General features: G+C 51.4%; 17 protein-coding genes. 10 read left to right on the top strand and 7 right to left on the bottom strand.

Annotated elements, in window-relative coordinates:
• Positions 1-105: 105 nt before the first annotated feature.
• Together TH61_RS09805 and dapF are read right to left on the bottom strand one after the other, a co-directional pair.
• A complete protein-coding gene (locus TH61_RS09805) occupies positions 106-630 on the bottom strand; it encodes a GNAT family N-acetyltransferase (protein WP_066508700.1) in 525 nt (174 codons plus the stop codon).
• Between the two features lie 57 nt (positions 631-687).
• On the bottom strand, positions 688-1461 hold the full coding sequence (gene dapF, locus TH61_RS09800; protein ID WP_066508699.1) for a diaminopimelate epimerase: 774 nt from the start codon (positions 1459-1461) through the stop codon (positions 688-690).
• Positions 1462-1696: 235 nt separating this feature from the next.
• Here dapF and TH61_RS09795 point away from each other — a divergent pair, with 235 nt between their 5' ends.
• Both TH61_RS09795 and TH61_RS09790 read left to right on the top strand, forming a co-directional pair.
• Positions 1697-2584, top strand: a complete 888-nt coding sequence (locus TH61_RS09795; protein ID WP_066508698.1) for a class I SAM-dependent methyltransferase — start codon at positions 1697-1699, stop codon at positions 2582-2584.
• Between the two features lie 487 nt (positions 2585-3071).
• Complete coding sequence (locus TH61_RS09790; protein WP_066508696.1) at positions 3072-4001, top strand: phosphatase; 930 nt, start codon at positions 3072-3074, stop codon at positions 3999-4001.
• Positions 4002-4131: 130 nt separating this feature from the next.
• Here the strand turns inward: TH61_RS09790 and TH61_RS09785 are convergent, their stop codons facing one another.
• A complete protein-coding gene (locus TH61_RS09785) occupies positions 4132-6486 on the bottom strand; it encodes a hypothetical protein (RefSeq protein ID WP_066508692.1) in 2355 nt (784 codons plus the stop codon).
• A gap of 198 nt (positions 6487-6684) precedes the next feature.
• Entirely contained in the window at positions 6685-8316 is a 1632-nt protein-coding gene (locus TH61_RS09780; protein ID WP_066508690.1) for a DUF4139 domain-containing protein, read from the bottom strand.
• A gap of 113 nt (positions 8317-8429) precedes the next feature.
• Here TH61_RS09780 and TH61_RS09775 point away from each other — a divergent pair, with 113 nt between their 5' ends.
• The 4 genes from TH61_RS09775 (at position 8430) to TH61_RS09760 (ending at position 14084) form a co-directional block, all read left to right on the top strand.
• Positions 8430-9488 (top strand): Ldh family oxidoreductase, encoded by a 1059-nt coding sequence (locus tag TH61_RS09775; RefSeq protein ID WP_066508688.1) that lies wholly within the window; start codon positions 8430-8432, stop codon positions 9486-9488.
• 99 nt (positions 9489-9587) lie between these two features.
• Positions 9588-10988: a hypothetical protein gene (locus tag TH61_RS09770; protein WP_066508686.1), complete on the top strand. Its 1401-nt coding sequence runs from the start codon at positions 9588-9590 to the stop codon at positions 10986-10988.
• Positions 10989-11304: 316 nt separating this feature from the next.
• A complete protein-coding gene (locus TH61_RS09765) occupies positions 11305-13104 on the top strand; it encodes a PDZ domain-containing protein (protein ID WP_231862203.1) in 1800 nt (599 codons plus the stop codon).
• Positions 13105-13259: 155 nt separating this feature from the next.
• On the top strand, positions 13260-14084 hold the full coding sequence (locus TH61_RS09760) for an FkbM family methyltransferase (RefSeq protein ID WP_066508685.1): 825 nt from the start codon (positions 13260-13262) through the stop codon (positions 14082-14084).
• Between the two features lie 91 nt (positions 14085-14175).
• Here the strand turns inward: TH61_RS09760 and TH61_RS09755 are convergent, their stop codons facing one another.
• Positions 14176-14991 carry a CPBP family intramembrane glutamic endopeptidase gene (locus TH61_RS09755; RefSeq protein WP_066508683.1) on the bottom strand — a complete coding sequence of 272 codons (816 nt, stop codon included), beginning with the start codon at positions 14989-14991 and terminating at the stop codon, positions 14176-14178.
• 158 nt (positions 14992-15149) lie between these two features.
• Between TH61_RS09755 and TH61_RS09750 the strand changes: the two genes are divergently transcribed.
• The 4 genes from TH61_RS09750 to dnaK all read left to right on the top strand — a co-directional run bounded on the left by TH61_RS09750 (position 15150) and on the right by dnaK (position 23137).
• Entirely contained in the window at positions 15150-17582 is a 2433-nt protein-coding gene (locus TH61_RS09750; protein ID WP_066512751.1) for a zinc-dependent metalloprotease, read from the top strand.
• A 365-nt stretch (positions 17583-17947) separates the two neighbouring features.
• Positions 17948-19579: a TldD/PmbA family protein gene (locus TH61_RS09745; protein WP_066508678.1), complete on the top strand. Its 1632-nt coding sequence runs from the start codon at positions 17948-17950 to the stop codon at positions 19577-19579.
• Positions 19580-19741: 162 nt separating this feature from the next.
• On the top strand, positions 19742-21076 hold the full coding sequence (locus TH61_RS09740; RefSeq protein WP_066508676.1) for a TldD/PmbA family protein: 1335 nt from the start codon (positions 19742-19744) through the stop codon (positions 21074-21076).
• Between the two features lie 201 nt (positions 21077-21277).
• Complete coding sequence (dnaK, locus tag TH61_RS09735) at positions 21278-23137, top strand: molecular chaperone DnaK (RefSeq protein ID WP_066508673.1); 1860 nt, start codon at positions 21278-21280, stop codon at positions 23135-23137.
• Between the two features lie 110 nt (positions 23138-23247).
• Here dnaK and TH61_RS09730 read toward each other — a convergent pair whose 3' ends face one another.
• Both TH61_RS09730 and eno read right to left on the bottom strand, forming a co-directional pair.
• Positions 23248-23574: a septum formation initiator family protein gene (locus TH61_RS09730; protein WP_066508672.1), complete on the bottom strand. Its 327-nt coding sequence runs from the start codon at positions 23572-23574 to the stop codon at positions 23248-23250.
• A gap of 166 nt (positions 23575-23740) precedes the next feature.
• A complete protein-coding gene (eno, locus tag TH61_RS09725) occupies positions 23741-25018 on the bottom strand; it encodes a phosphopyruvate hydratase (protein ID WP_066508670.1) in 1278 nt (425 codons plus the stop codon).
• Between the last annotated feature and the right edge of the window lie 6 nt (positions 25019-25024).

Below are 25024 nucleotides of genomic sequence, written 5' to 3'. Positions count from 1 at the left end.
TATATAAATACATCTAAGAATAACTATATTTTAGCCCACTAATAAGGATTTTTCAGAGGCTGACCGAGGAAATAGGGTATTTACCGAATCAGGGTTTAAACACGTTTACGCCAATACCTTCTGGTACTCAGCCACATCCTGCCAGCCGCTGGCCGTCTTCAGCCAATCTCTTCTAATTCCAATCTGATTGAAACCGGCCTGTTCAAACAGTTGACGGCTGCCCATGTTAGAGACTGTCACGGAGCAATACAGTTGGCGCAGTTGCAGGACGTTTTGGGCATAGGCCACCAACAGTTCCAGCGCCTCTTTGCCATACCCGTTTCCTCTGTGCTCTGCCACCAGCGCAATGCCCACCCCCGCCCGCTGGTGCAATGGCTCGAAGTCAAATAGATCAATGGTGCCTATTACCGTTTCTTTCTTTTGCAGACACACCATAAAGCGCAACTGCCGCGTGGCGTAAATGTCTGAAAGCGCATTGTCCAGGTATTGACGCAGCATGTCCCTGGAAAACGGCGACACCGACAAGCTCACCGGCCACAGGCGCGTGTCATTCTCAAACAGGTAGAGAAAGTCCAGGTCTGTGGGCTCTGGGGCCCGCAGGAAAATACGGTCGGTGTGGAGAAGCGGCATCTAGTAGTATTCTGTTTTTGGGCTGTTTTCTGGAAATTAGGTGAAAAACAGAATGAATTAAGCGAGCAATATTTCGCCTTTGAACACCTGTTCTGCCGGCCCAATCAAGAAGACGTTTTTGAACCCGCTCCCCTCCTGCTCAAAGCTCACCTGCAACTCCCCGCCCAACACTTGAATATGCACCGGACTGGTAAAGCCTTCTCTACTAGCAGCCAAAGCACAAGCCGTCACGCCGGTTCCGCAGGAGAAGGTCTCATCCTCTACGCCTCGCTCATAGGTGCGCACGAACAAGGTGTTGTCCGGCTTCTGTTCCACAAAGTTGACATTGGTTCCCTCGGCCTTGAAACGGTCTGAATACCGAATAGCCCGCCCTTTATTGAACACATCCAACTCTTGCAGGTTCTCCACGGTCTTCACGTAATGCGGCGAACCTGTGTTCAAGAAACAGGCGTCTTCAAACTCTTCAATACCGTCTACATCTTTCATCTGCAAATGTACCAGGCCGTGCTCCACGGTAGCGCGGTGCGGACCATCAGAGGCAATGAAATAAGCTTCTGTCTCAATCACGCCCATGAACTGCGCGAAAGCCACCAAGCAGCGTCCACCATTCCCGCACATAGAGCCCACCTTGCCATCTGCATTATAATAGACCATCTCAAAGTCATAGCCATCCTTGGTTTGCAGGAGCATGAGGCCATCAGCGCCCACGCCATTACGACGGTCGCACAGAAACGCCACCTGCTCCTGCGTCAAGGAGATGTCGCCGTTCAAATTATCCATCACCACAAAGTCATTGCCGGTGCCCTGGTATTTATAGAAGGTGAGTTGCATTTGGGTAATGTTCTAATTTTTTAATGTGCAGATGTGCTACTTGATTTGAAAATTTGGAGATGTGCAGATTTGGAGATGTTGTTCCGCTGTGATTCCTATATACGTTTTTGGGCTACTTTCAGGAAAACAGACCAAAAACGATTGAAACAACTCTTCATTCTAAACTTTTAACTCTTAACTAATCAATGATAACTGTTTCCCCTACCTTTGCAGGCTACACCACAAAGACAAAGATATGTATTCTTTCCTGACCACTAGCGCCTGGACCGATTACGAACTGATTGACTGCGGCAACTTTGAGAAGCTGGAGCGATTTGGCGACTACATCTTGGCCCGCCCAGAACCGCAGGCCGCCTGGGACAAGCACCTGCCCGAAAGCGAGTGGACGCGACTGGCCCAGGCCACGTTCAAGCGCGAGAAAGGCAATCAGGAAAAAGGCCAGTGGTCTTTGAAGAAAGGCATGGCCGAGCAGTGGTTCATCAACTACCGCTACCATGATTTAAAACTTCGGTTCAGGTTAGGTCTGTCCTCGTTTAAGCACGTGGGCTTGTTCCCGGAGCAGGACCCCAACTGGCAGTTCATCTTTGACCGCACCCGCGCCCTGCCCGGCAAGCCGAAGGTCCTCAACATGTTCGCCTACACGGGCGGCGCTTCTCTGGCAGCCAATGCCGGCGGCGCCGATGTCACGCACCTAGACTCTGTGAAGCAGGTCAACTTCTGGGCCCGCGAGAACATGGAAGCCAGCAATCTGAACAACATCCGGTGGATTGTGGAAGACGCCATGAAGTATGCCCGCCGTGAGGTGAAGCGCGGCAACAAATACCAGGGCATCATCCTGGACCCTCCCGCCTACGGCCGCGGCCCCGACGGCGAGAAATGGCTCCTAGAGGAACAGCTCAACGAACTCATCAAGCTCTGCTCCCAGTTGCTAGACCCTGAGCACAACTTCTTCGTGATTAACCTGTACTCGCTAGGCTTTTCGGCATTGATTCTGGACAACCTGATTAGAGCCTCCTTCGGGAAGACCGTCAAGAATGAAGAACTAGGCGAACTGTACCTACAAGACCAAGGCCAACGCAAATTACCGCTGGGCACCTTCTTCCGGTTCAGCTCTACCAAGTAGGGTTAATTGTTGATTGCTGATTGTCAGTTGTTAATTATTAAGTGCTAGTTGATTTCTGGTTTAGATGCTGATTTCATCCCAATAACTATCTTCCCCTCTTTGTCATCCTGAAAGGATCTTGTGGGCGAACTAGATAAGCAGAAGCTACACCTAATCATGCCTGCTTCTCTTGATGGAAAAATTCAATGCCTGGTTTCATAGCCTCAGACATTACAGTTTGCTCACAAGGTCCTTTCAGGATGACCAGAGTGGGAAACTGATTTATAAAAGTCGTAGATAAAAGCCGTTTTTGGTCTGTTTTTCATATAAGAGGCCAAAAACGACTTTCTTTGTTTACTAAGAGGAAGCGGAGATAAGCTGGAAGAAATTTTAGCGCAACCCTTTGCCGGCAAATCTGTTCCTCTTTCGTACAAACCCAATTGGTGCCAAAGCAGAGAAACAATCTCTAGAACCACCAATTGTTAATTTTTAATTCTTACTTAAATAGATGCGTCGTTTAGCTCTCATAGACCTGGGTACCAACACCTTTCACTTGTTGATTGCAGAGATTGCAGAGAACGAGGAACGGACTTTCCTATACAGAACCAAAGTGCCGGTGAAGCTGGGCCAGGGCGGGATTAGCAAAGGCGAGATTGCGCCCGATGCCCGGGACCGCGGCTTGGCCACGCTTAAAGACTTCAAAAAGATTATTGAGGAGCACAACGTCACCGAGATAAAAGCCACCGCGACCAGTGCCATCCGGAACGCTATCAACGGCATGGAGGTGGTGCAGGCCATTAGAGAGCAGACGGGCATTGAGGTGCAGGTGATTTCTGGCGCCCGTGAAGCCGAACTCATCTTCAAGGGCGTGCAGGAAGCCTTGCAGATGGGCTCTAGTCCGGTGTTAGTGATGGACATTGGCGGCGGAAGCGTGGAGTTCATCATAGGTTCAGACAAAGGCATTCTCTGGAAGAAAAGCTTTGAGATTGGGGCCCAGCGACTGCTGGACAAGTTTTTCCACCATGACCCCATGTCTGCCGGTGAAGTGAAAGCCGAACGCCATTACCTGCACGACCAACTCCAAAAACTTACCGCCGCGGTCTTACAATGGCAACCCGAGGTTTTGATTGGCTCGTCAGGCACGTTTGACACGCTCATTGACATGGACATGGCCAAACGCGGCCTCCCAGCCCGTGATGAAAACGCATCGCCGGAAAGTGAGTTGACTTTAGAATCCTTTCAAGCGCATTTCAAAGAATTACTTACCAAGAACCGTGAAGAACGCCTTGCCATCCCGGGCATGCTGGAGATGCGCGTAGATATGATTGTAGTGGCCACGGTCATGATTGACTGGGTGCTGGAGAAATACAACATGGAGCGCATCCGGGTATCTTCTTATGCCCTTAAGGAAGGTTTATTGGCGGAGATGTTAAAGTAGCATAAAGTTAGCTTTCGCTTTTGGCCTATTTCCTAGAAAACAAGCCTAAAACAGACCTTGAAACAAAATACAATTCCATCATAAACAAGAACGGCCTCCCTTAGTAAAGGAGGCCGTTCTTGTTTAGGGGCTAGGTCAATTTCTTGAATTTCTTCTGATAGGCTTTGTTGAGCTTTTTCAGGTCTTTGTTGCCGGCGGTGTAGGTTTCTGCCATGGCTTTATAGTTGGCTTTTGGGTTGGCCTGAGCGTCTCTGGTGGCTAGTTGTTCGCCTACTAGTTCCTGTAGTTTGTTCAGGTTATAGCCAGAGTAGTCCAGCACGATTAAGCGCTTAAGCAGGTCAATGGCGGCGGTTGGTTCAGCGTTTGCGGCGACGTATTTGGCCACCTCGGCGATGAAGGTTTTGTTGGCGTGCTGTACCCCGAAGGTCACCAAAGACGTATGTACTAACCCGAAGCGCATCAAGTCCGCATCCTGGTACTGTTGGCCGGCCTGTAAGTAAGTTTGCACGGCCTCGGCCATCTGGCCTTTACTCACCAAACCATCTACCTGAATCAGCATCTCTTGATAGCGGGCGGGTGCGTCTATGCGAGTCAACTCTACGTCTGCGGTGGCGGTAGAGATGGCACAGCCGCCGTTCTCTCTGGCACTTGCAATGGCTTCTTCCAAAGCATTGGCGGCCAGGTGAAATTTCTTCTCAGAGCTCAACTGCAGGGCAGTTCTGTAATGCTGGTCATAGGCGGCTTGGGCGTTCTGGCATTCTTGTGAGAAAATGCGCTGGCTTAAGCCTCTGAACTTCACATCCAGGTCTTTGTCGTTTACCAGACCGTATTTCACTTGCATAGCAGATACCTCACCAGCGGCGGTGCGGGCTTGGGCTAACAAATTACCCAAAGCCTGATTCTCAGCCACCGCAATCTTAGAAAGCAATACTGGCTTGGCTGCTTGACGGGTCAATGAAACTGCGTCTGCCTGCTCCTTTAACTGGTAATCCAGGGCTTTGTTTTTGGCTTTCTCAAACGCAGCAAGGGCGTTACTGTACTGCTTGGCCTGCAGGGCTTTTCTGCCGTCGGCCATGAAGTTGGCGTAATACTGTTGTTGCACTTCGCGCATTAAGTTGCGGGCGTCTACGTCATCACCAATGGCGGTTTTGTTCTGCTGTGCGAACGCCTGGGCATCACGGGCAATCTTCTCAGCTTGGCCTAGTTGCTTTTGGTCTAAGGCTTTTTGTCCATCCTTTAAATAAGTGTCATAGATACCGTTCTTGGCCTGGGCAATACCTCTGTCCCACAGCTCTGGGCGGCAACGAAGGCTAGAGATGCTTCGGCAGAACTCACGGGCGTCTTCAAACTCCTGCAGGGCCTCGCGGTACTTGCCTTGGTTGTTGAGCTTTTCGCCTTCGCGCACGTAGTCATTCTGGATGTCTAGGGCCAGTTCCTGCGCGAAGCGGTAGGTTTCTGGGTCTGGTTGCATGCCATTCAGGATGTCGCGGGTGCGCTGGCCGGCTTCTTTCACGTAGCCTTCTTTCAGGTCCAGCCTGGCCAATTGCAGGTGAGACGGCGCGAAGGTTGGATTGGCCTGAATGGAGCGCATGAAGAAATCCCGGCCGCCACGCACGTTTCCGTTCATGGCCAGTTCCAGGCCGCGGCTGTAGAAAATCTCTGGCAGGCGGGCGTACATCTGGTCCAGGGCCAAGGCGCGCTCCTTAAATTGGTAGGCCAGGTCCTTCATCTTGCGTCTCAGCTGGATGGGGTCGTGCTGGTTCAGGTCCAGTTCGCGATCCAGGTTCTTACGCTCTAAGCGGTCCAGGTTGGCTTGCAACGCAATAAGGCGGTCCTTGTGCTGGGCCAGGTAGTCTAAGTCATTGGGGTTGATGGCCTGCAGTTCTCTGGACAGTTGCGCCAGGCCGCCGTCCATCTCATAATACTCCTTCACCAAGGCCACGCGCTCACCTACCGCGTTTCTGTTGCGGGCAGAGAAGTCCAGGGTGCGGTCTATCACGCGCAGTTTATAGCCTTCAAAGGCAGAAGTGTCTTGAATGGTGGCCTGTACCAGCTCGGCAGAACCGTCACGGTTAATATCTTTGCTGGCCACGGTGATGGTTTGCAATACTTTATCCTCGCGGCCCAACAGCTGCACCTTGGCACTTATCACGCTTGGGTCAAAGGCCTGCGCCATGTCAAACCCACGGTACGGCACCCGGTCACGCACGCGCACATTACGCACCTGCACAGACAGGGTAATCTGCCCGCCGCTTTTGGTGATGCGCTCCTGCTGTTCAAATTCTATGGGCAACAATAGTCTGGTCCGTCTGTTGGAAGGCATCTCCAACTCCTCGGCCATTCTAGCCAAGGCCTGATTGTCCACGCTAGAAATAGCAAAAGATTCCTGGCGCTTTTGGTCATAGATAACCTTAGACTGCGCCATTGCCTGACCGCTCACCAAGAGCAAGGCAGTGAAAACGAGGAAGTGTAGGTGTGCTTTCATAATATTAACTTTTACTGATATTCAAGCTAAGACAAATTCCGTTCCAGAAAATGCGTTAGCGTGAACCTCTATCCAGAAGATGCCGAAGAAGCTTGTCTGGTTGCTTGAATGGACTGATTATTCTTGGGAGTTTTTTTTGAAAGGCAAAGGTCCGTTTTTAGCCTGAATTCTGAAAATCAGGCCAAAAACGGATTGGGACTATAAGCCGCTTACCCGGTTGTTCTTAGGGTACTTCACTTCAAACCGAAGATTTCGTTTGACGGTCTCATTGGGCTTGAGCGTGACCAGCCAGGTAACTTTGCCGGTTTCCTTGTCCAGCTTGCCGCCGTTGGTGTTTACCTCGCTTACCTCAATGTCTGAATGCGTGCTGATGGGAATCTGGTCCTCTACGGTGATGGTGACCGGCGTGCTTTTGGTGTTGCGCAAGCTTATCTCATAGCCGAACTGCTCTTTGATGTTACTGCCCAGCGTGGAGCGTTTCTGGAAGTCCTTCATGCGCTCGCGCTGAACTACCACGTTCTGGTCGCGGCCCAAGGAAAGCGTGAGCGTGTCTTTGGTCTGGGTGGGGTCAATCACCGACTTGCCCGTGAAGGTGCCGTCCAGGAAAATATTGGCCTCGCCGGGAAGCAACTTTAGGTTTTCCCAGTTGGTGAGGTGCGCCACCAAAAAGGCGGTTGGGTCCAGTTTAGGAACGGTGGTATGGGCGTAGGCGGTAGTGAGGCTGTGCTGCTGTACGTCTACCGTGTGCGGCTCCCCGTCAGAAGGCACGCTGAACGGAATCCCAATCTTGAACTCGGCGGCTAAGGTAGTAGCTACGGCTTTTGTAAAATCTGCGGTGCTAGTTGAGGGAGCGGCGGCATCAGCTACTTCATAAACTGCACCTACTACTTCTTGTAATTCTTGTTTCCTTTCAACTTGAACTCCAGACACTCTTCCTTTTAGGGCACGAGAAAAATCATTATTAAACTCCAAGCGTTGAGGACTCAATTCTGGCTTCTGGGCACCCTCAGCTGGGTTAGTGGTGGCCAGAGTCAATTGCACATTGTCCCAGTTCACGCCAGTATTCTGGCGCACGTTGGCTTTGTATTGCAAAGCTACCGGACCTTGGGCACCGGTGGCTCTAATGTCATAGATAGGCTCCCAGCCAGCATTGTACACTAAATAAGTGACCTCTAAACTCACTTGCGTGCGGGCGGCGGCTTTTACGGCCACAATCACTTTGCTAGAAGACTTTTGTCCTTGGCCTCTGGCTATGCTAAGTTGGCTAGCAAATCTGACTTGTCTGGTTTTGAGAATATCTAAACGTATATCCACGGTTTGGATTTCCTTCCGGATGCTGAGCAAGCGGGCGCGGTAGAAGTCGGCTACTTCTTTGAGGCGGGCGGCGGTGATGCCGGTCTGGGAACCGCCTATGCTTTGGTTGGCCTGTAGCATGGCCTCCTCTTTTTGCAGGACATCGCGCTGGTCGGTTAAGGATCTAATCTGGCCGGTGTAGCTTTTAAGGGAGTCTTCCAGTTGCTCGGTCTCACGGGATTTCTGCGAGCCTATCAGATAATTCTGCTCATACCTAACGGAAAGCAAGGTCACAGCGCCAGTAGGATTCACCTGCACGCTACGCTCATCAAGCTGGGATGGAAGTCCGTCCAGGACCAGTTCGGTGACGCCGGCCTCAACGGTGCCCCGGCCCACGTTGGTGACCTGGGCGCGGTTCAGGAACACGGTGACGGCTTTCACCTGGGTGGCTAAGGATTCCTGTTTTTGGGCTAGAATCTGGAAAACAGGCCAAAAACAAAGCAGGCAGAGCAAGAGCGGGGCACGAAGGGTTTGCATAAAGGGCGGGCTAGATTGGGCGGTTGTGGCAATTGAATAGCCAAAGCTAGCATTTCTGGTTAAACTTTTTGCAGGTTTCCGTTACCTTTGGCGCTCTTACTTATGTAGTTCGCATGTATTCCTACCAACGCCTTTTTGATTTCACCCAGAAGATATTCTTAAGCATCGGATGCCCCCAAGAAGATGCATTCCTAGCCACCGAAACCTTACTTTCTGCTGATTTGCGCGGCATTGACTCCCATGGCGTAGCCCGTCTAGTGGGCTATGTGCGCCTCTGGGAGGCCGGCCGCATCAACCCCAAACCCAACGTGCGCGTGGTGCATGAGACGCCCAGCACGGCCACGGTAGACGGCGACGGCGGTCTGGGTCTGGTAGTGGCGCCCAAAGCCATGCAGATTGCCCTAGAGAAAGCCAAAAACGTGGGAAGCGGCTGGGTGAGCGTGAAGAACTCCAATCACTTCGGCATAGCCGGGTACCACGCCATGAAGGCCCTGGCACATGACATGATTGGCCTGTCTATGACCAACGCCAGCCCTTTGGTAGCCCCCACCTATTCCCTGGAAAGACTCCTGGGCACCAACCCCATTGCCGTGGCGGTCCCGGCCAATACCCAACCACCCTTTGTAGCCGATTTAGCCACCACCACCGCCGCCAACGGTAAGCTGGAAATCTTGCAACGCAAAAACCTGGAAGCCCCGCACGGCTGGATTCAGGCCGCCGATGGTTCTTCTTCTACCAACCCCAATGAGCTCAAAGACGGCGGCGCGCTTTTGCCACTAGGCGGCGACACCGGCAGTCACAAAGGTTACGCGCTGGGTGCCGTAGTGGACATCTTCTCAGCGGTATTGTCAGGGGCTAACTACGGTCCGTGGGTACCGCCATTTGTGAGCTTCCTGGCCCCACCGGCCAACCCCGTGGGCGAAGGCATAGGCCACTTCTTCGGGGCCATGCGGGTAGACGCGTTTAGACCGGCAGAGGACTTCAAAAACCACATGGACAACTGGATTACCACCTTCCGGAACTCCAAAGCCAAAGACGGCCACCACGTCCTCATCCCCGGCGACCCAGAACGCCTCTGCCAGGAACAGCGCGAGAAAGAAGGCATTCCGCTGTTACCACCGGTAGTTAAGGATTTGGAAGGCTTGGGTGAGAAGTTTGGCGTGACGTTGTAATGCGTTTTTGGGCTTTTTTCTGGAAAAGAGGCTGAAACTGGCTTTAATAGTATTTTTATATCTTCACATAAGTTTCTAGCTTTATACACCACAAAACAAATGAAACAGGCACTTATAGCTTTATTACTTTTAGTGAACTGTTTTGCTTATGGTCAGTCGTCGAGAAGTGAACTTGCGGAATCTAAACTTTTCGTCAGGGCAACTTATTTTGAAAATAAAAACGAATTTATCGGCCTTCAAACTAGGAAAGACTTGGCCGACACAGTCATAGACAAGGTCAAATACCGAAAATTTCAAACAGCAGATTTTACAGACTACTCTGACAAGCAAGAAATTAACACATTCTATGAAGCTTATGCGAATGGCTTTTATCGCTTGCTCGACAGCAATAGAAAAATCATTCACAACATAAATTATCTAACCGATAAAGAACAAACAGGCGAGATTTTCGGCAAGCAGTCAAAAATATCTATTGAGTTAATTGACACACGGAACAGCTTCCCGAAGGAAAGTTTAATTCCGTCAGAGAAAACACCAAGGAAATATTATCCCAAAGGCAAACCTGATGTTTATCTTGTAATCATTCCCGACCTGAAATCACTTGTCGTTTCAAGCAATGGTCTGTTTTACACCAAACAGTTAATGGGTGACAACTACAATGACATAACAAAAGGTCTGCAAAACAACTTTTCAGCTTCCGCAAAATTTGACATACAGGTAGGCGATGAAATCCAACTGTTCTACCGAAGGAAATGGTATAGCGACACAACCAATCTTGCCGAATACGAGGACAAACAATTTAAAAATCTCAAGTATACAGGCGACACTATTATCAACGATACTAAAAACTTGAGGATTGAGGTTGATGGATACAATTATCTAAGCGGTTCATATGACCATCCGCAGGAATTCTTTGTGAGTGTTACAGACAGCGGATATAATGTAGGCCATCAATTCGTTTCTTTTCAAGATTACAAAACCGAATTGAAGTTAATAGACACTGAAAAAGGAAAGGATTTATTTTTACAAGGAGTGACGTTTGACACTGTTAACGGAAACACTTACCCCAAAATAGTTCAATCCAGAAATGACCCATACAGGTATTACCTTTTACCCTTTTTCCCCATGCCATTTATTGAATTCGGCAATGTGCAGGGAATAGTTACTTATTCAAAAATCAAAGGGATTGAAAAAGGAAAAAGAAGGGAGAGAACCTACATCACAGACAGAAACAACATTAGGGATATAGCCAACAAGAAGAAGAACGAAGTTGAAGTATTGATATACTTTGTGGATGAAGCGGAAGTTGAAATAGAAATACTAGACCCCAACTCCGAGCAGGTTATTGGAAGAGCTAAATCAAAATCAAAGAAAGGCTTGAATTCCTTTGTAGTACACTCTGTAGAAATTGCAAAAAACAATCAATACACAGTTCAGATAAGGTATGATGGCAAAGACAGCTCTGGCAGTTTTTCTAATAGCGTAACGATAAAATATTAGAAACATAAAATCCTGACGGCAACGCAGATAGTAATCGCTCATCCGCTAATTACGGGTTAACCTCTGTTCTAAAATTCTTTTCAAACTCGCTAATTCCGTTTTTTGGCTCTTTTCCAGGAATTAGGCTAAAACCAGCCATACTCTTCTACTGGCTTCCTTTCTGCGCAAAACTTAGATTGGCAGATATTCCCCACTTCCTTATTCACCTCTTCACCTGCCGTAATAAAATCAACCTCTCTGCGACAAATGCTTTAAGTTGAAATTCCCGCCAAGGCGTTTGCTTCTCCTGTACTACAAATCCCTTTATTAAAACACTATGAAAAACACCACCATGGCATTGGGCCTATTGGCCCTCTTGTCTTTCAGCGCGCCGGCAGAGGCCGCCAAAGCCCCCGAACTCACCTACCAGGTGAACCTCAATGACCGCGCCGATGACCTGTTCAAAGTCTCTCTGGACGTGAAAGGCCTGAAAAGCGCCAACAACATCTTCCAGTTTGCGTCTACTGCGCCGGGCACGTACCAGACCATGGACATTGGCCGGTTTGTGAAGAACTTCAAAGCCTTTGATAAGAAGGGCAAGGAAATCACCACCAAGCAAGTGTCTGTGAACCAATGGGAACTAAGCCGCCCTGACAAGGTGCGTAAAATCACCTACCAGATTGCCGAAACCTGGGATACGCCGGTAGAAAAGAACCGCGTCTACAACATGTGCGGCACCTCTCTGGAGCAGGACCACGCGCTCATCAACGGGCAAGGCGTGTTCGGTTATTTTAAAGGTTTGCAGTCAGCGCCTATGCGCCTAAAGCTAGAGTCTCCGAAGGAATGGCTAACGGGCACCGCGCTAAAGACAGATAAGAACGGCTACTACCTCATCAACAACTATGACCACCTGGTAGACTCTCCTATCCTGGCCGGTAACCTGACCAAAGCAGCCACTGATTTCAACGGCACTACGGTTGACATCTATACCTATTCCAAAACGGGCAAGATTAAGTCGCAGGATTTAATGACCAACATGACGGGCATGCTGGATGCCGCTCACAAGTTTGTCGTTAATTTTCCGGTGGACCGTTACACCTTCCTGTACCATTTTGAGGACGAAGACTGGGGTGCCTGGGAGCATTCGTACAGCTCTGAGTATGTCATGAAAGAAAGTGACATGACGCCCGAGTTTGCGCATAACATCACCGACATCGCTTCGCATGAGTTCTTCCACATCATCACGCCGCTCAACATCCACAGCGAGATCATTGAGCGCTTCAACTTTGAGACCCCTACTCCGTCGCAACACTTGTGGCTGTATGAAGGCACCACCGAGTGGGCTTCTGATATGATGCAACTGAGAGCCGGCATGATTGACTTGCCTGCCTACCTCAAAGACATGCAACAGAAGCTCAAGAACAATGACATGATGGGCACCAACTACAGCCTACAAGAATTGAGCTTGACCTCTTACACGCCGCAGGGCAACAAGATCTACGGCAACATCTACAACCGCGGTGCGGCTACGGCGGCTTTGTTAGATATTAGATTGCTGGAATTGTCTGGTGGTAAGCGCGGTCTGCGCGAAGTCATCAATGAGTTGTCTAAAGAATATGGCCCGTCTAAGGCGTTCCCGGAGCAGGACTTCTTTAACATCTTCGTGGCCAAAACCCACCCAGAAATTGCCGACTTCTTCAACAAATATGTAAAAGGCGCCGAGGCCTTGCCAGTGGCCGAGTACTTCGGGAAACTGGGCATCACGTACACGCCTTTGAGAACCTCTGACAAAAAGACGTTTGACCCGGGTTATAACCTTGGCGCGCCCGAAGGAAAGATTGTGTTCATGAAAGTGAACCCTGCCCAACAACAAGCCGGCCTGAAGGACGGAGATGAGCTGGTAGCCGTAAATGGCACTGCGGTTACCTTGAAAAACGCCAACCAGGAAGTACCTAAGATTTTCCAAACCAAGATTGGGGATTCTTATGCGGTTACCATTCGCAGAGACGGCAAAGAAGAAAAACTGACCCTGAAAATGCTGGAAAGACAAGAAACCCAGAGACACCTTTTTGAGGTGGACGCCAACCCAACGCCGGCCCAGAATGCCTTGCGTCAGGCCTGGGTGAAGAACCTGTAATCTTACATCGCATTTCACTGCAACCGCCACTGTTTCTTGAAAGAGACAGTGGCGGTTTTGCTTACCACCGTTTTGGCTTGTTTTCTGGAAAGGAAGCTAAAAATGCGTCGGGTTTCCTATCTTAACACCTGCTCCTACCCAGCTTAACTAACCACATGAAACTGCTTCGGCATTACCTGAAAGTGTATGGTCTTATCCTATCTATGGGTCCAGCGTGCGGCACGTGGGCGGTGCTATGTGCGTACACCAAACTGATCGGGCAGGCGCACTGGGTTGCTAAGTTCGGCGGCAGTCATAGAAAGACAAATAGCATTGTTTTGTTTGGCAAGCGAGTTTTATTCCCGAGCTATGTTTTTCTGCTCCACCAGTTTGAGGAGATTTTCGTCTTGGATGCTTATAGAAGTAAAGTGACTGGCCAGAAAACCCTTATCATTGACGGCGGCAGCCACTTGGGTATTTCGGTGCTTTATTTTATTACCGCTTACCCAGAAGCCAAGGTCTTGGCGTTTGAACCAGAAGCGAAGGCTTTTCAACTCCTGCAACAGTTTGTCACGCACAACCAGCTTTCCCAAGTAATGCTGGTGAATGCCGCCTTGACTGGGACGTCCGGCACGCTCACTCTCTTTACCCATGAAGACGCCTCAGGTAGGTTAGATGCTGGCGCTTATACAACCAGTACCGCCACCGTTCCTGTAACCGTTCCCGCGCAGACGCTTTCTACCTACCTCACAGAACCGGTGGCTTTGCTTAAACTAGACATTGAAGGCGCCGAGGTGGAGGTGATCCAGGAATTGATAGCCAGCCAGAAGATTGCCGTGGTGCAGGAGATAGTGCTGGAGTTTCACACAGAGATTCATCCTTCCCCAGAGCACTTGATTACCCTGCTGGCCAAATCTGGCTTTAATGCTAAGCGGAAAGATGCCTTGGCGCTTTATGAAACAGACGCCTCAGACTTTCTGCTGCACTTCACTAGAAAGTAAGCAAGGCACTCCATTCAACACGTTTAGTGGCGGGAATCGTTTTCAGTCTGTTTTCTGGAAAACAAGCCGAAAACGACTTTTTCCAATTCGGTTAGGCCAAGGCTTGCTCCTTTTCTGAAGGAACGAATCTCCTAGTTACTACATAATTGATGACCGCTAGCAATAACACAAAACCCGTTAAGGTCCACATGGCGGGATAGGGAGATTCCATTGTTCGCACAGACAGCACATCATTGCTCACCCGGTAAATGATATTGCCGGCCCAGTGCACGCCCACCGTGTACCAAATATTTCTGGTATACAACAACGGAATGGCCAGCATTACGCCCAGCACAAACAGGTAGACCAAGGTCTCAGGTCCGGCGGTGAGGGCATAGACATGGTTCAGGACGTAGACTACTGCTGAGAACAGAATCAAGGCCCAGGTACCCATCCGCTTATGGAAGTGCCCAAACAGGTAGCCTCTGGTGAGTATGTCTTCGGCTAGCGACGGCAGAAACGTACCTGCCGCGAAGATAAGCGTCTGCGTGATGAGCACATTGGTGTCGGGCTTTGGGCCCAGTATCTCAAAACCCAGCCAAAGCCGCGCCCAAAGCGCCACCGCATACACTACCAAGCCAATGGCCAGGCCTTTCAAAAACAGTTTCGCGTAGGGCTTGTCAAAGCACAGTCCCCAAGCACCCAGCCCTTTGAAGCCTTGCCACTTGGCCACCAGGTTGGCCACGGGTATCACGGCCAGCATACACCCCAGGAACAGGGGAACGTGCTGATGGAACCGCATGGCATATTCCCCGCCGTGGTAGGTGAGGGCAATGAGCAGGAACCCTGCCAGTATGCTCCACCAAGAGGTTGCCTGAGTGGTTGAGGATGGATGCTCCATGCGGTCTAGAAGAACTGTCTTTTGCATAGCGTTAACGAATTTCCGCAAATATATAACAACCGCTATATTATTATAGGCGTCAAATGCTCCTTAACGATTCAGTTCCTTGAACATAGCCTTGCCCCTATGTTTTGAATTGCCTACCTTATTCGCAGATTCCGTTTTTGACCTACTTCCCAGAAATCATGCGAAAAACGCTCCTCCCCTTTCTGCTTCTCTTACTTACTTTCACACAGCTTTCAGCGCAGAATAAACCTGGCGGCATTGCTTCTAAAACGGCTGGACTACAGAAATTTGCCGGCTATTTTCCTTTCTACTGGGATGAGGCCACCGGCAAGATTCTGCTGGAGATTGACAAGCTGGACACGCAGTTCCTGTATGTCTCCTCACTTCCGGCGGGATTGGGTTCCAATGACATTGGCCTGGACCGTGGACAGTTAGGCGGCACGCACGTGGTGTATTTCCAGAAGGTAGGGCCTAAGGTTTTGCTGATAGAGCCTAACCAAGGCTACCGCGCCATGAACGGCAATCCCGCCGAGGAGCAGGCCGTGGCCCAGTCCTTCGCGCAGTCCACGCTGTGGGGCTTTAAAGTAGAAGCCACCGATGGCAGAACCGTGTTGGTAGACGCCACTGACTTTTTGCTGAGAGACGCCCATGACGTAGTAGGAAGCATTAAGCGGGCCAGACAGGGCTCGTATAGACTGGACGCCTCGCGTTCGGCCCTTTATCTGCCCCGCACCAAAAACTTCCCGCAGAACACCGAGTTTGAAGCCTCGCTCACGTTTGTGGGCGGGGATGATGCCGGCAACTTCGTGCGCGAAGTGGCTCCGTCTATTGAGGCCCTCACCCTGCGCCAGCACCATTCCTTTATTCAACTCCCAGACTCAAACTACACGCCCAGAGCCATGGACCCGCGGGCCGGCTACTTCGGGATTGAGTACATGGACTACAGCACCCCCATTGGCGAGTCCATTGTCAAACGCTACATTGCCCGGCATCGTCTGCAAAAGAAGAACCCAGGCGCCGCCGTGTCTGAGGCCGTGAAACCCATTGTGTACTATGTAGACCACGCCGCGCCAGAACCCATCAGAAGCGCCTTGCTAGATGGAGCCCGCTGGTGGGCGCAGGCCTTTAAGTCCGCGGGATACAAAGACGCGTTCAAGGTAGAGATTCTGCCCGTAGACGCAGACCCCATGGACGTGCGCTACAACGTCATTCAATGGGTGCACCGCAGTACCCGAGGTTGGAGCTACGGCGCCTCTGTCACGGACCCACGCACCGGCGAAATCCTGAAAGGCCATGTGAGCCTGGGCTCTCTGCGCGTGCGCCAAGATTATTTGATTGCCGAAGGTTTGCTAGCTCCTTATGAGGAAGGCAGACCCGCCAACCCCGAAATGATGAAGATGGCCCTGGCCCGCTTACGTCAGCTGTCAGCGCATGAGTTGGGCCACACGCTGGGCATCATGCACAACTACGCCGCCAGCGTAAACAACCGCGCCTCGGTGATGGACTATCCGCACCCCACCGTGAAACTGACGGCAGAAGGAAAAATAGATTTATCTGATGCCTACGCCTTGGGCATGGGCGATTGGGACAAATTAGCCGTGACGTACGGTTACCAAGACTTCGCGAAGGGTGTGAACGAGAAACAGGCGCTGGACCAACTCCTGCGTAACGGTCACCAAAGTGGCTTGCAATTTATCGCTGACCGAGATGCTCGCTCTCCGGGCGGGGCGCACCCGCAGGCGCACTTATGGGACAATGGCGCCAACGCGTCTGATGAGTTGCATCATGTATTGCAGGTTAGGCAGAAAGCCTTACAGCAGTTTGGCCTGAACAACATAAAGCCCGGCGTGCCCATGGCCATGCTGGAAGATGTGCTGGTGCCCATTTACAATTATCACCGCTACCAGGTAGAGTCGGTGGCCAAAGTGGTGGGTGGGGTTAACTACACCTATGCCTCCAGAGGCGATGGCCAACTGGTCACCGAGAAGGTACCCGAGGCCGAGCAACAGAAAGCCTTGGATGCGCTCCTAGAGACACTCCAGCCCAAGGTGCTCACCCTACCAGAGAACATCATCGCTTTGATTCCGCCAAGACCGGCCGGTTGGTCGCCTACACGTGAGCTGTTTGACAAACGCACCGGCCTCACCTTTGACCCATTGGCCGTCGCCGAGGCTTCCGCCGATTTTACCTTGTCGTTTCTGTTCCACCCAGAGCGCGCCGCCCGTTTGGTGGAATTGAAAGCTAGAGGCAGTAAGCTAGGCCTGGAGGAAGTGTTGGACCAGATACTAGAGCACACCTGGAAAGCCAAACAGCAGAACGGCCTACCCGGCCAGACGCAGTTGCTCACCCAACAGCTGGTACTCACCCACCTGCTGGCCTTGTCCCAGAATGAGAACGCCGCCTACTCCGTGCGCGGCATCGCCATTTTGAAACTGGAAGAGCTGGAAAAGCACCTGAAGAAGCTGGCCAAGTCCTCAGACGATGCCGTGAAAGCCAACGCGCTTCTGGCCTTGAACAGATTAGACCAGCCTGCCAACGCGAAACCGCAACTGCACAAAGACCTTCCGCCGGGCGCACCTATTGGGACCACAGAAACTCTTAGCTGCGAATAGCGTTTTTGGCCTCTTTTCCGGAAAACAGCCTAAAATCCCACTCCCATTTTGGAGTGGGATTTTTTGTTTGAAAATAAAAGGCACGCATTCCGTCCCCCTTTGGAGGGGGTAGGGGGAGGATTTAATCGTACTGATTAAGGCTCATTAAGAGCACGCCTTTAGGCCTTTTGCTAAAAATAACAACATCCCAATTTGAAACTATTTTGTCCTCCCCCTACCCCCTCCGAAGGGGGACTTATCAGCAAATGCACATTTCGCCTTATTCGTCAATTGCTTGTTTCTGCATATAAAAATCATGCAATAATTTCTTGGATTGGTGCGAGAAAACTTTATATTTAAAGGACTAACCATAAACCTCTTAGACTTTGAAAAGACGCGATTTTCTCCACCTTTCCGGCCTGGGTTTGGGAGCTATGATGCTGCCCATTCCGCTGTGGGGCCATGACATTGCGCCCGAGGCGGCGTTGGAACCGGCAGACGTGGCCTTCCACAAACAGTTGGCAGACGCGGCGCTCAACGCGGCCAAGTCTAAAGGCGCCACCTACACCGACGTCAGAATTGGCCGGTACCTGAACCAGTTCGTGATTACCCGTGAGGACAAGGTGCAGAATACCGTCAACACCGAGAGCTATGGCATTGGCGTGCGCGTGATTGCCAACGGCACCTGGGGCTTCGCGTCCATGGATGATGTCTCGCCGGCCGGGGCCGCCAAAGCTGCTGAACTGGCTGTGGCCATTGCAAAGGCTAACTCTAAACTGCAGACAGAGCCAGTTCAGCTGGCACCGCAGAAAGGGTTTGGTGAGGTTAGCTGGAAAACTCCTATTGAGCGCAACGCTTTTGAGGTACCTATTAAGGAGAAAGTGGATTTGCTGTTAGGAGCCAACGCTGCCGCCATGAAGAACGGCGCCAACTACGTCAACTCCGCGCTATTTCTGGTGAACGAGCAGAAATACTTCGCGTCTTCTGAGGGTTCTTACATTGACCAGGACGTGCACCGCACCTGGCCGGTGCTCAACGTGACGGCCATTGACCAGAAGACCGGCAAGTTTGAAACGCGCCAATCCTTGAGCGCTCCCGTGGGTATGGGCTACGAATACCTCAGCGGAAAGCCAGAGGGCAAATATCAGGGCATTACTACCCGATACGGCAAGTACTATGACATGGTGGAAGACGCTGGTGCTGCTGCCAAACAAGCGAGAGAGAAACTAACCGCTAAATCTGTTTTGGCCGGTAAATATGACCTGGTGTTGGACCCGTCTCATTTATGGCTGACCATCCATGAAAGCGTAGGCCACCCGCTGGAATTGGACCGCGTACTGGGCTATGAGGCCAACTTCGCCGGCACTTCTTTTGCCACGCTGGACAAATGGCAGAGCAAAAAATTCAAATACGGCAGTGACAAAGTAAACCTGTTCGCGGACAAAACACAGGTTGGCTCTCTGGGTGCCGTGGGCTATGACGACGAAGGCGTGAAGACCAAGCAATGGGACTTGGTGAAGGACGGCACCTTGGTCAACTACCAGGCCACCCGCGACCAGGCCCACATCATCGGGGAGAAAGAGTCCCATGGCTGCTGCTACGCCGACAATTGGAGCTCGGTGCAGTTCCAGCGCATGGCCAATGTGTCTTTGGCGCCGGGCAAGCAGAAGTTGAGCGTAGACAACATGATTAAAGACGTGGAGAAAGGCATCTACATCATTGGCGACGGTTCCTTCTCCATTGACCAGCAGCGCTACAACTTCCAGTTCGGGGGCCAGCTCTACTATGAGATTAAGGACGGCAAGATTGTGGGGCCTTTGAAAGACGTGGCCTACCAGAGCAACACCCAGGAATTCTGGAACTCCTGCTCGGCCATCTGCGACGAGAGCGATTACCGCTTAGGCGGTTCTTTCTTTGACGGCAAAGGCCAGCCTACCCAGAGCAGCGCGGTGTCCCATGGTTCGTCCACCACCCGCTTCAACGGCGTGAACGTCATCAACACTGGTAGAAAAATCTAGATGAGTCGCGAGTTCTGAATCGCGAGTTGCGAGTCTTGAAAAAGTTTGAGCTTAAGCATTCCCATTCCTAAAGTGGGAGAGAAACCAACTCGCGACTCGTGACTCGTGACTCGTGACTAAAAAAGTAAACTGTTTACTTCAACTGAAAGACGTTATTCAAACATGGCAATATTAACCAAAGAACAAGCCCAGGTCATCCTGAAGAAGGTGATGGCCTTGAGCAAAGCCGATGAGTGCGAGGCCAACCTCAACGGCGGAAAAACCGGCAATGTGCGTTACGCACGCAACTCGGTGTCCACGGCCGGCGAGTCCCATACTACCACGCTGGTGGTGCAATCCTCGTTTGGCAAGCGCATGGGCGTGGCCACCATCAATGAGTTTGACGATGCTTCTTTAGAAAAAGTAGTACGCCGTTCAGAGGAATTGGCCAAACTAGCGCCTGAGAACCCGGAGTACATGGGCGTTTTAGGACCGCAGAAATACATCACCACCAATCCGTACGTGGCGGCCACGGCTGCCATCACGCCAGACAAGCGCGCCGAGATGGTGGCCAAAAGCATTGCGGCGGCCAAATCCAAAAACCTGACGGCCGCCGGCTACCTGCAAGACAATGTGGGCTTCCAAAGCATGATGAACAGCAAAGGCCTGTTCGCTTACAACACAGATACCGGCGTTGACTTCTCTTTGACGGTGCGCACGCCAGACGGCACCGGCTCAGGCTATGTCTCCAGAGGCTTCAATGATGTGAGCAAACTTGACACGGCCACGGTCTCTAACATTGCCGTGAATAAAGCCACGGGCTCAGCCAACGCCAGAGCCTTGGAGCCCGGCAAGTACACCGTTATCCTGGAACCGGCTGCGGTGGCCGTGATGCTGGAGAACCTGTTCTTCGGGATGGACGCTCGCTCCGCAGACGAGGGACGCAGTTTCCTGAGCAAAGCCGGCGGAGGCAATAAAGTAGGGCAGAAACTAGTGGATGAGCGTGTGACCATTTACTCAGACCCGGCGCACCCAGAACTGCCTACCTCGCCGTGGGCACAGGACGGCCAGGCCTTGAACAAAACCACCTGGATAGACAAAGGCGTCATCAAGCAGATTCCGGTGTCACGCTACTGGGCGCAGCAGAAGAAAATCACACCGGTGCCTTTCCCCAACACGGCCATTATGCAAGGCGGCACGCAGAGCTTGGAAGATATGATCAAAGGCACCCAAAGAGGCATTCTGGTCACGCGGCTTTGGTACATTCGGTCCGTGGACCCGCAGACCCTGTTGCTCACCGGCCTTACCCGGGACGGGACCTTCTACATTGAAAATGGCAAAATCAAGCACGCGGTCAAGAACTTCAGGTTCAATGAGAGCCCCATCATCATGCTCAACAATCTGGAGGCCATCGGGAAGGCTGAGCGTACGGTGAGCGGCGAGTCCAGCAACAACTATTTGTTGCCACCGCTCAAGATTAGGGACTTCACGTTCAGCAGTCTCTCGGACGCTGTCTAAACATTCTCGCTTTTGGCTTGTTTTCTGGAAATCAGGCCAAAAACGAACATCCTTACAAAATAGCCCTGCTCTATCCAGCGGGGCTTTTTTGTTTCCTGTAAATCCATCAGTTACATAAGGGAAACCGTAAACCTGTTCACAGGGTAATTCTTCGTACTTTTGCCCACGAGGCGCCTGCGGGTGTCTCTTAAAATTGACAGCATGGCTAAAATTGCGATAAACTTAACCACTGCCTCCATCCAACAGGAAGAGGTAATTGTGGGCATTGACTTAGGCACCACCAACAGCCTGGTGGCGTACATGCACCCAGACGACCGAACGCCTATCGCCATCAATGACCAGGGCTTGGGCACCATTGTCCCGTCGGTGGTCCATTTCCATGAGAACGGCGAAGTGCTGGTGGGCAACGCAGCCAAGGAGTATCTGTTGACTGATCCAGCCAACACCATCTACTCGGTGAAGCGCCTGCTGGGCAAATCGTACCAGGACCTGGGCGAGCACAAGGACACCTTTGGCTACAAAATCATTGATGACAACTCTGAGGGGCTGGTGAAGATACGGGTGCAGGACAAATTCTACTCCCCTATTGAATTGTCTGCTGAGATTCTGAAGGAACTGCGGGCCCGCGCTGAGCATGCCTTGAAAACCCCGGTGAACCGTGCGGTGATTACCGTTCCAGCCTATTTCAATGACTCCCAGCGCCAAGCCACCCGTGACGCCGGTAAACTAGCCGGACTGGAAGTGTTGCGCATTGTTAACGAACCAACCGCGGCGTCATTGGCTTACGGTATCGGGCTGGACCCAAGCGAGGAGAAAACCATTGCCGTGTATGACCTGGGTGGCGGTACGTTTGACATCTCCATCCTGAAGATTCACCAAGGCATTTTTGAGGTGCTATCTACCAACGGGGACACCTACTTAGGCGGCGATGACCTGGACCAAGCCATTCTTAAATACTGGTTACCGCAGAACCGTCTGCTGGCAGACTTAGTAGCCAGTGACCCAAACCTTGCCCAAGCCCTGCGTTTAAAAGCCGAGGAAGCCAAACGCACCCTGAGCGACCAAGAAACTTATACTTCTGAGTTAAATGGCATTGAGTTGAAGCTGGACAAGCACACTTTTGAGACGCTCATTACGCCCATTGTGGACCGCACCATGGCCTCGTGCCAAATGGCCATGCGCGATGCAGGTTTAACGGCAGAGCAGATTGACACCGTTATTATGGTGGGCGGCTCTACCCGCGTGCCCCTAGTGTACCAGACCGTAAGCGACTTCTTCGGGAAGCCGGCCAACAACTCATTGAACCCAGACGAAGTAGTGGCCCTGGGCGCCGCCATTCAGGCAGATGTGCTGGCGGGTAATAGAAAAGACATTCTCTTGCTGGACGTGACGCCGCTCACGCTAGGCATTGAAACCATGGGTGGCTTGATGGACTCCATCATCCCGCGCAACTCCAAGATTCCTACCAAAGCCGGCCGCCAGTACACCACCTCCGTGGACGGGCAGGTGAACATGAAAATATCGGTGTACCAGGGCGAGCGCGACTTGGTAAAAGAAAACCGCAAACTAGCCGAGTTTGACTTGAGAGGTATTCCGGCCATGCCCGCGGGCTTCCCGAAGGTGGACGTAAACTTCATCCTGAACGCCGACGGCATCTTGAAGGTGGAAGCCATTGAGTTGCGGTCAGGCACCAGACAAGAAGTAGAAGTGAAACCGCAGTACGGCCTCACAGATGAGCAGGTAGAGCAGATGCTCATGGACTCCATCACTCACGCCCGCGAAGACGTGAATACCCGCATGGTCATTGAAGCCCGCACCACCGCCGAGCAGATGATTTACCAAGTTGAGCGCTTTGTGGAGAAGAACGGTGAGCATTTGACCCAGGAAGAAATTACTCTAACCCGCCAGAATCTACAGCACCTGAAAGACGTTCTGCCAACCGGGGATAAGGACACCATTCTGAAAGCGGTGGATACTTTGGAAGAGCAGACAAGCCCGTTTGCCGAGCGCGTGATGCAAATCTCCATTAAGAAAGCCATGAGCGGCAAGAAGATTGAATAGAGCGTTTTTAGGCCTCTTTTCTGGAAAAGAGGCCTAAAACGGAAGGTTATCTAAAAGCAGAAGGCGCTACCTGATTGGATAGCGCCTTCTGCTTTTATGGGAGTTGATACTTATTTCTGTTCTTGTTCAGCCTCTAGTTCCTCTTCATCTTTCTCTACAATGATGTACAGGTCCTCGGTAGGCTTTTTCATGAGGTACTTCTCCCGCGCGAATTTCTCCAGCAACTCGGGGTTGCTTAAGAGTTCCTTGCGGTCCTTCTGCACTTCCTGGATTTTCTCTACATAGTAGTCTCGCTCCTCTTCCAGAATGGCCAGCTTGCGGCTGGTCTGGTACTGCGTGATAAAGTCATTGGAGTCAAAGAAAATCATCCAGACCAAAAACACCACGCCGGTGAGAAAATAGAAGTTCTTGAAGAATTTAGGAACGCGCGCCAACATATGCTAAGGAGATAAAAAATGGCGGCAAGTCTCCTTGCCGCCATGAATTTACTAAGATTTCCGGCAGGTCAGGTAGTGCACCTGCCAGAACTTTTTCATTTCCCGTTTTTGGCCTACTTTCTAGAAAATAAGCCAAAATCAGAAGCCGAGCCTCTACGCGAATTGCCTAGAACTTGCGGCCCGGGAAGTAAGCGGTCTCGCCCAACTCCTCCTCAATACGGAGCAATTGGTTGTACTTGGCCATACGGTCGGAACGTGAGGCAGAACCCGTCTTGATTTGACCGGTGTTCAAGGCCACGGCTAAGTCAGCGATGGTGTTGTCCTCGGTCTCACCTGAACGGTGGCTCATGATGCTCTTATAGCCGTTGATACGGCCTAGGTTGATGGCGTTGATGGTCTCCGTTAAGGTACCAATCTGGTTTACCTTAATCAAGATGGCGTTGGCAGTCTTCTGGTCAATACCCTGCTGCAGACGCTCCACGTTGGTCACGAACAAGTCATCGCCTACCAACTGCACCTTAGACCCGATAGAGTCGGTCAATGACTTCCAACCAGTCCAGTCGTCTTCGTCCATACCGTCTTCAATAGAGATGATGGGGTATTTGTTTGACCACTCAGTCCAGAAGCTCACCATCTCAGAAGAAGTCAGCTTGTCGCCGGTAGATTTCTTGAAGTGGTAATGGCCCGTAGAAGCGTCATAGAATTCTGAAGCGGCGGCATCCATGGCAATCATGAAGTCCTCGCCTGGACGGTAGCCAGCGGCCTCAATGGCCATTAATACTACCTCAATGGCTTCCTGGTTAGACCCGATGTTCGGGGCAAAGCCACCTTCATCGCCTACGTTGGTAGACATGCCTTTTTTCTTGAGCACGTTCTTCAGGTGATGGAATACCTCAGAGCCCATTCTTAACGCCTCAGAGAATGTTGGCGCGCCTATGGGCATTACCATGAACTCCTGGAAGTCAATGGAGTTGTCTGCGTGGCTACCACCGTTCAAGATGTTCATCATTGGAACCGGCAAGGTGCTGGCGTTCACGCCACCTACATAGCGAAATAACGGCTGTCCTGCTTCCTTGGCCGCCGCTTTGGAAATTGCCAGGGAAACGCCCAAGATGGCATTGGCGCCCAACTTGGCTTTGTTAGGCGTGCCGTCAATCTCAATCATGATTTTGTCCAGCAGGCTTTGCTCAAACACGTTGAAGCCTACCAGCTCATCAGCAATGATGGCATTCACATTGTTCACGGCTTGCAAAACACCTTTGCCCATGTACTTGCTGTTGTCACCGTCACGCAGCTCTACCGCTTCGTGCTTGCCGGTAGAGGCACCAGACGGCACCGCGGCACGGCCTACAATACCGTTCTGGGTGATTACATCTACTTCAACGGTGGGGTTACCGCGGGAGTCAAAAATCTGACGGGCTTTGATGTCTTCAATTAAGCTCATATTCAA

Source organism: Rufibacter sp. DG15C (genome assembly GCF_001577755.1).
GTDB lineage: Bacteria > Bacteroidota > Bacteroidia > Cytophagales > Hymenobacteraceae > Nibribacter.
The sequence above is the reverse complement of the archived record's forward strand: the minus strand, read 5'-3'. Positions and strand labels throughout refer to the sequence as shown.

Coding starts and splice junctions, on each gene's coding strand:
- TH61_RS09805 (WP_066508700.1), bottom strand. CDS start 630: ATGCCGCTTCTCCACACCGACCGTATTTTCCTGCGGGCCCCAGAGCCC.
- dapF (WP_066508699.1), bottom strand. CDS start 1,461: ATGCAACTCACCTTCTATAAATACCAGGGCACCGGCAATGACTTTGTG.
- TH61_RS09795 (WP_066508698.1), top strand. CDS start 1,697: ATGTATTCTTTCCTGACCACTAGCGCCTGGACCGATTACGAACTGATT.
- TH61_RS09790 (WP_066508696.1), top strand. CDS start 3,072: ATGCGTCGTTTAGCTCTCATAGACCTGGGTACCAACACCTTTCACTTG.
- TH61_RS09785 (WP_066508692.1), bottom strand. CDS start 6,486: ATGAAAGCACACCTACACTTCCTCGTTTTCACTGCCTTGCTCTTGGTG.
- TH61_RS09780 (WP_066508690.1), bottom strand. CDS start 8,316: ATGCAAACCCTTCGTGCCCCGCTCTTGCTCTGCCTGCTTTGTTTTTGG.
- TH61_RS09775 (WP_066508688.1), top strand. CDS start 8,430: ATGTATTCCTACCAACGCCTTTTTGATTTCACCCAGAAGATATTCTTA.
- TH61_RS09770 (WP_066508686.1), top strand. CDS start 9,588: ATGAAACAGGCACTTATAGCTTTATTACTTTTAGTGAACTGTTTTGCT.
- TH61_RS09765 (WP_231862203.1), top strand. CDS start 11,305: ATGAAAAACACCACCATGGCATTGGGCCTATTGGCCCTCTTGTCTTTC.
- TH61_RS09760 (WP_066508685.1), top strand. CDS start 13,260: ATGAAACTGCTTCGGCATTACCTGAAAGTGTATGGTCTTATCCTATCT.
- TH61_RS09755 (WP_066508683.1), bottom strand. CDS start 14,991: ATGCAAAAGACAGTTCTTCTAGACCGCATGGAGCATCCATCCTCAACC.
- TH61_RS09750 (WP_066512751.1), top strand. CDS start 15,150: ATGCGAAAAACGCTCCTCCCCTTTCTGCTTCTCTTACTTACTTTCACA.
- TH61_RS09740 (WP_066508676.1), top strand. CDS start 19,742: ATGGCAATATTAACCAAAGAACAAGCCCAGGTCATCCTGAAGAAGGTG.
- dnaK (WP_066508673.1), top strand. CDS start 21,278: ATGGCTAAAATTGCGATAAACTTAACCACTGCCTCCATCCAACAGGAA.
- TH61_RS09730 (WP_066508672.1), bottom strand. CDS start 23,574: ATGTTGGCGCGCGTTCCTAAATTCTTCAAGAACTTCTATTTTCTCACC.
- eno (WP_066508670.1), bottom strand. CDS start 25,018: ATGAGCTTAATTGAAGACATCAAAGCCCGTCAGATTTTTGACTCCCGC.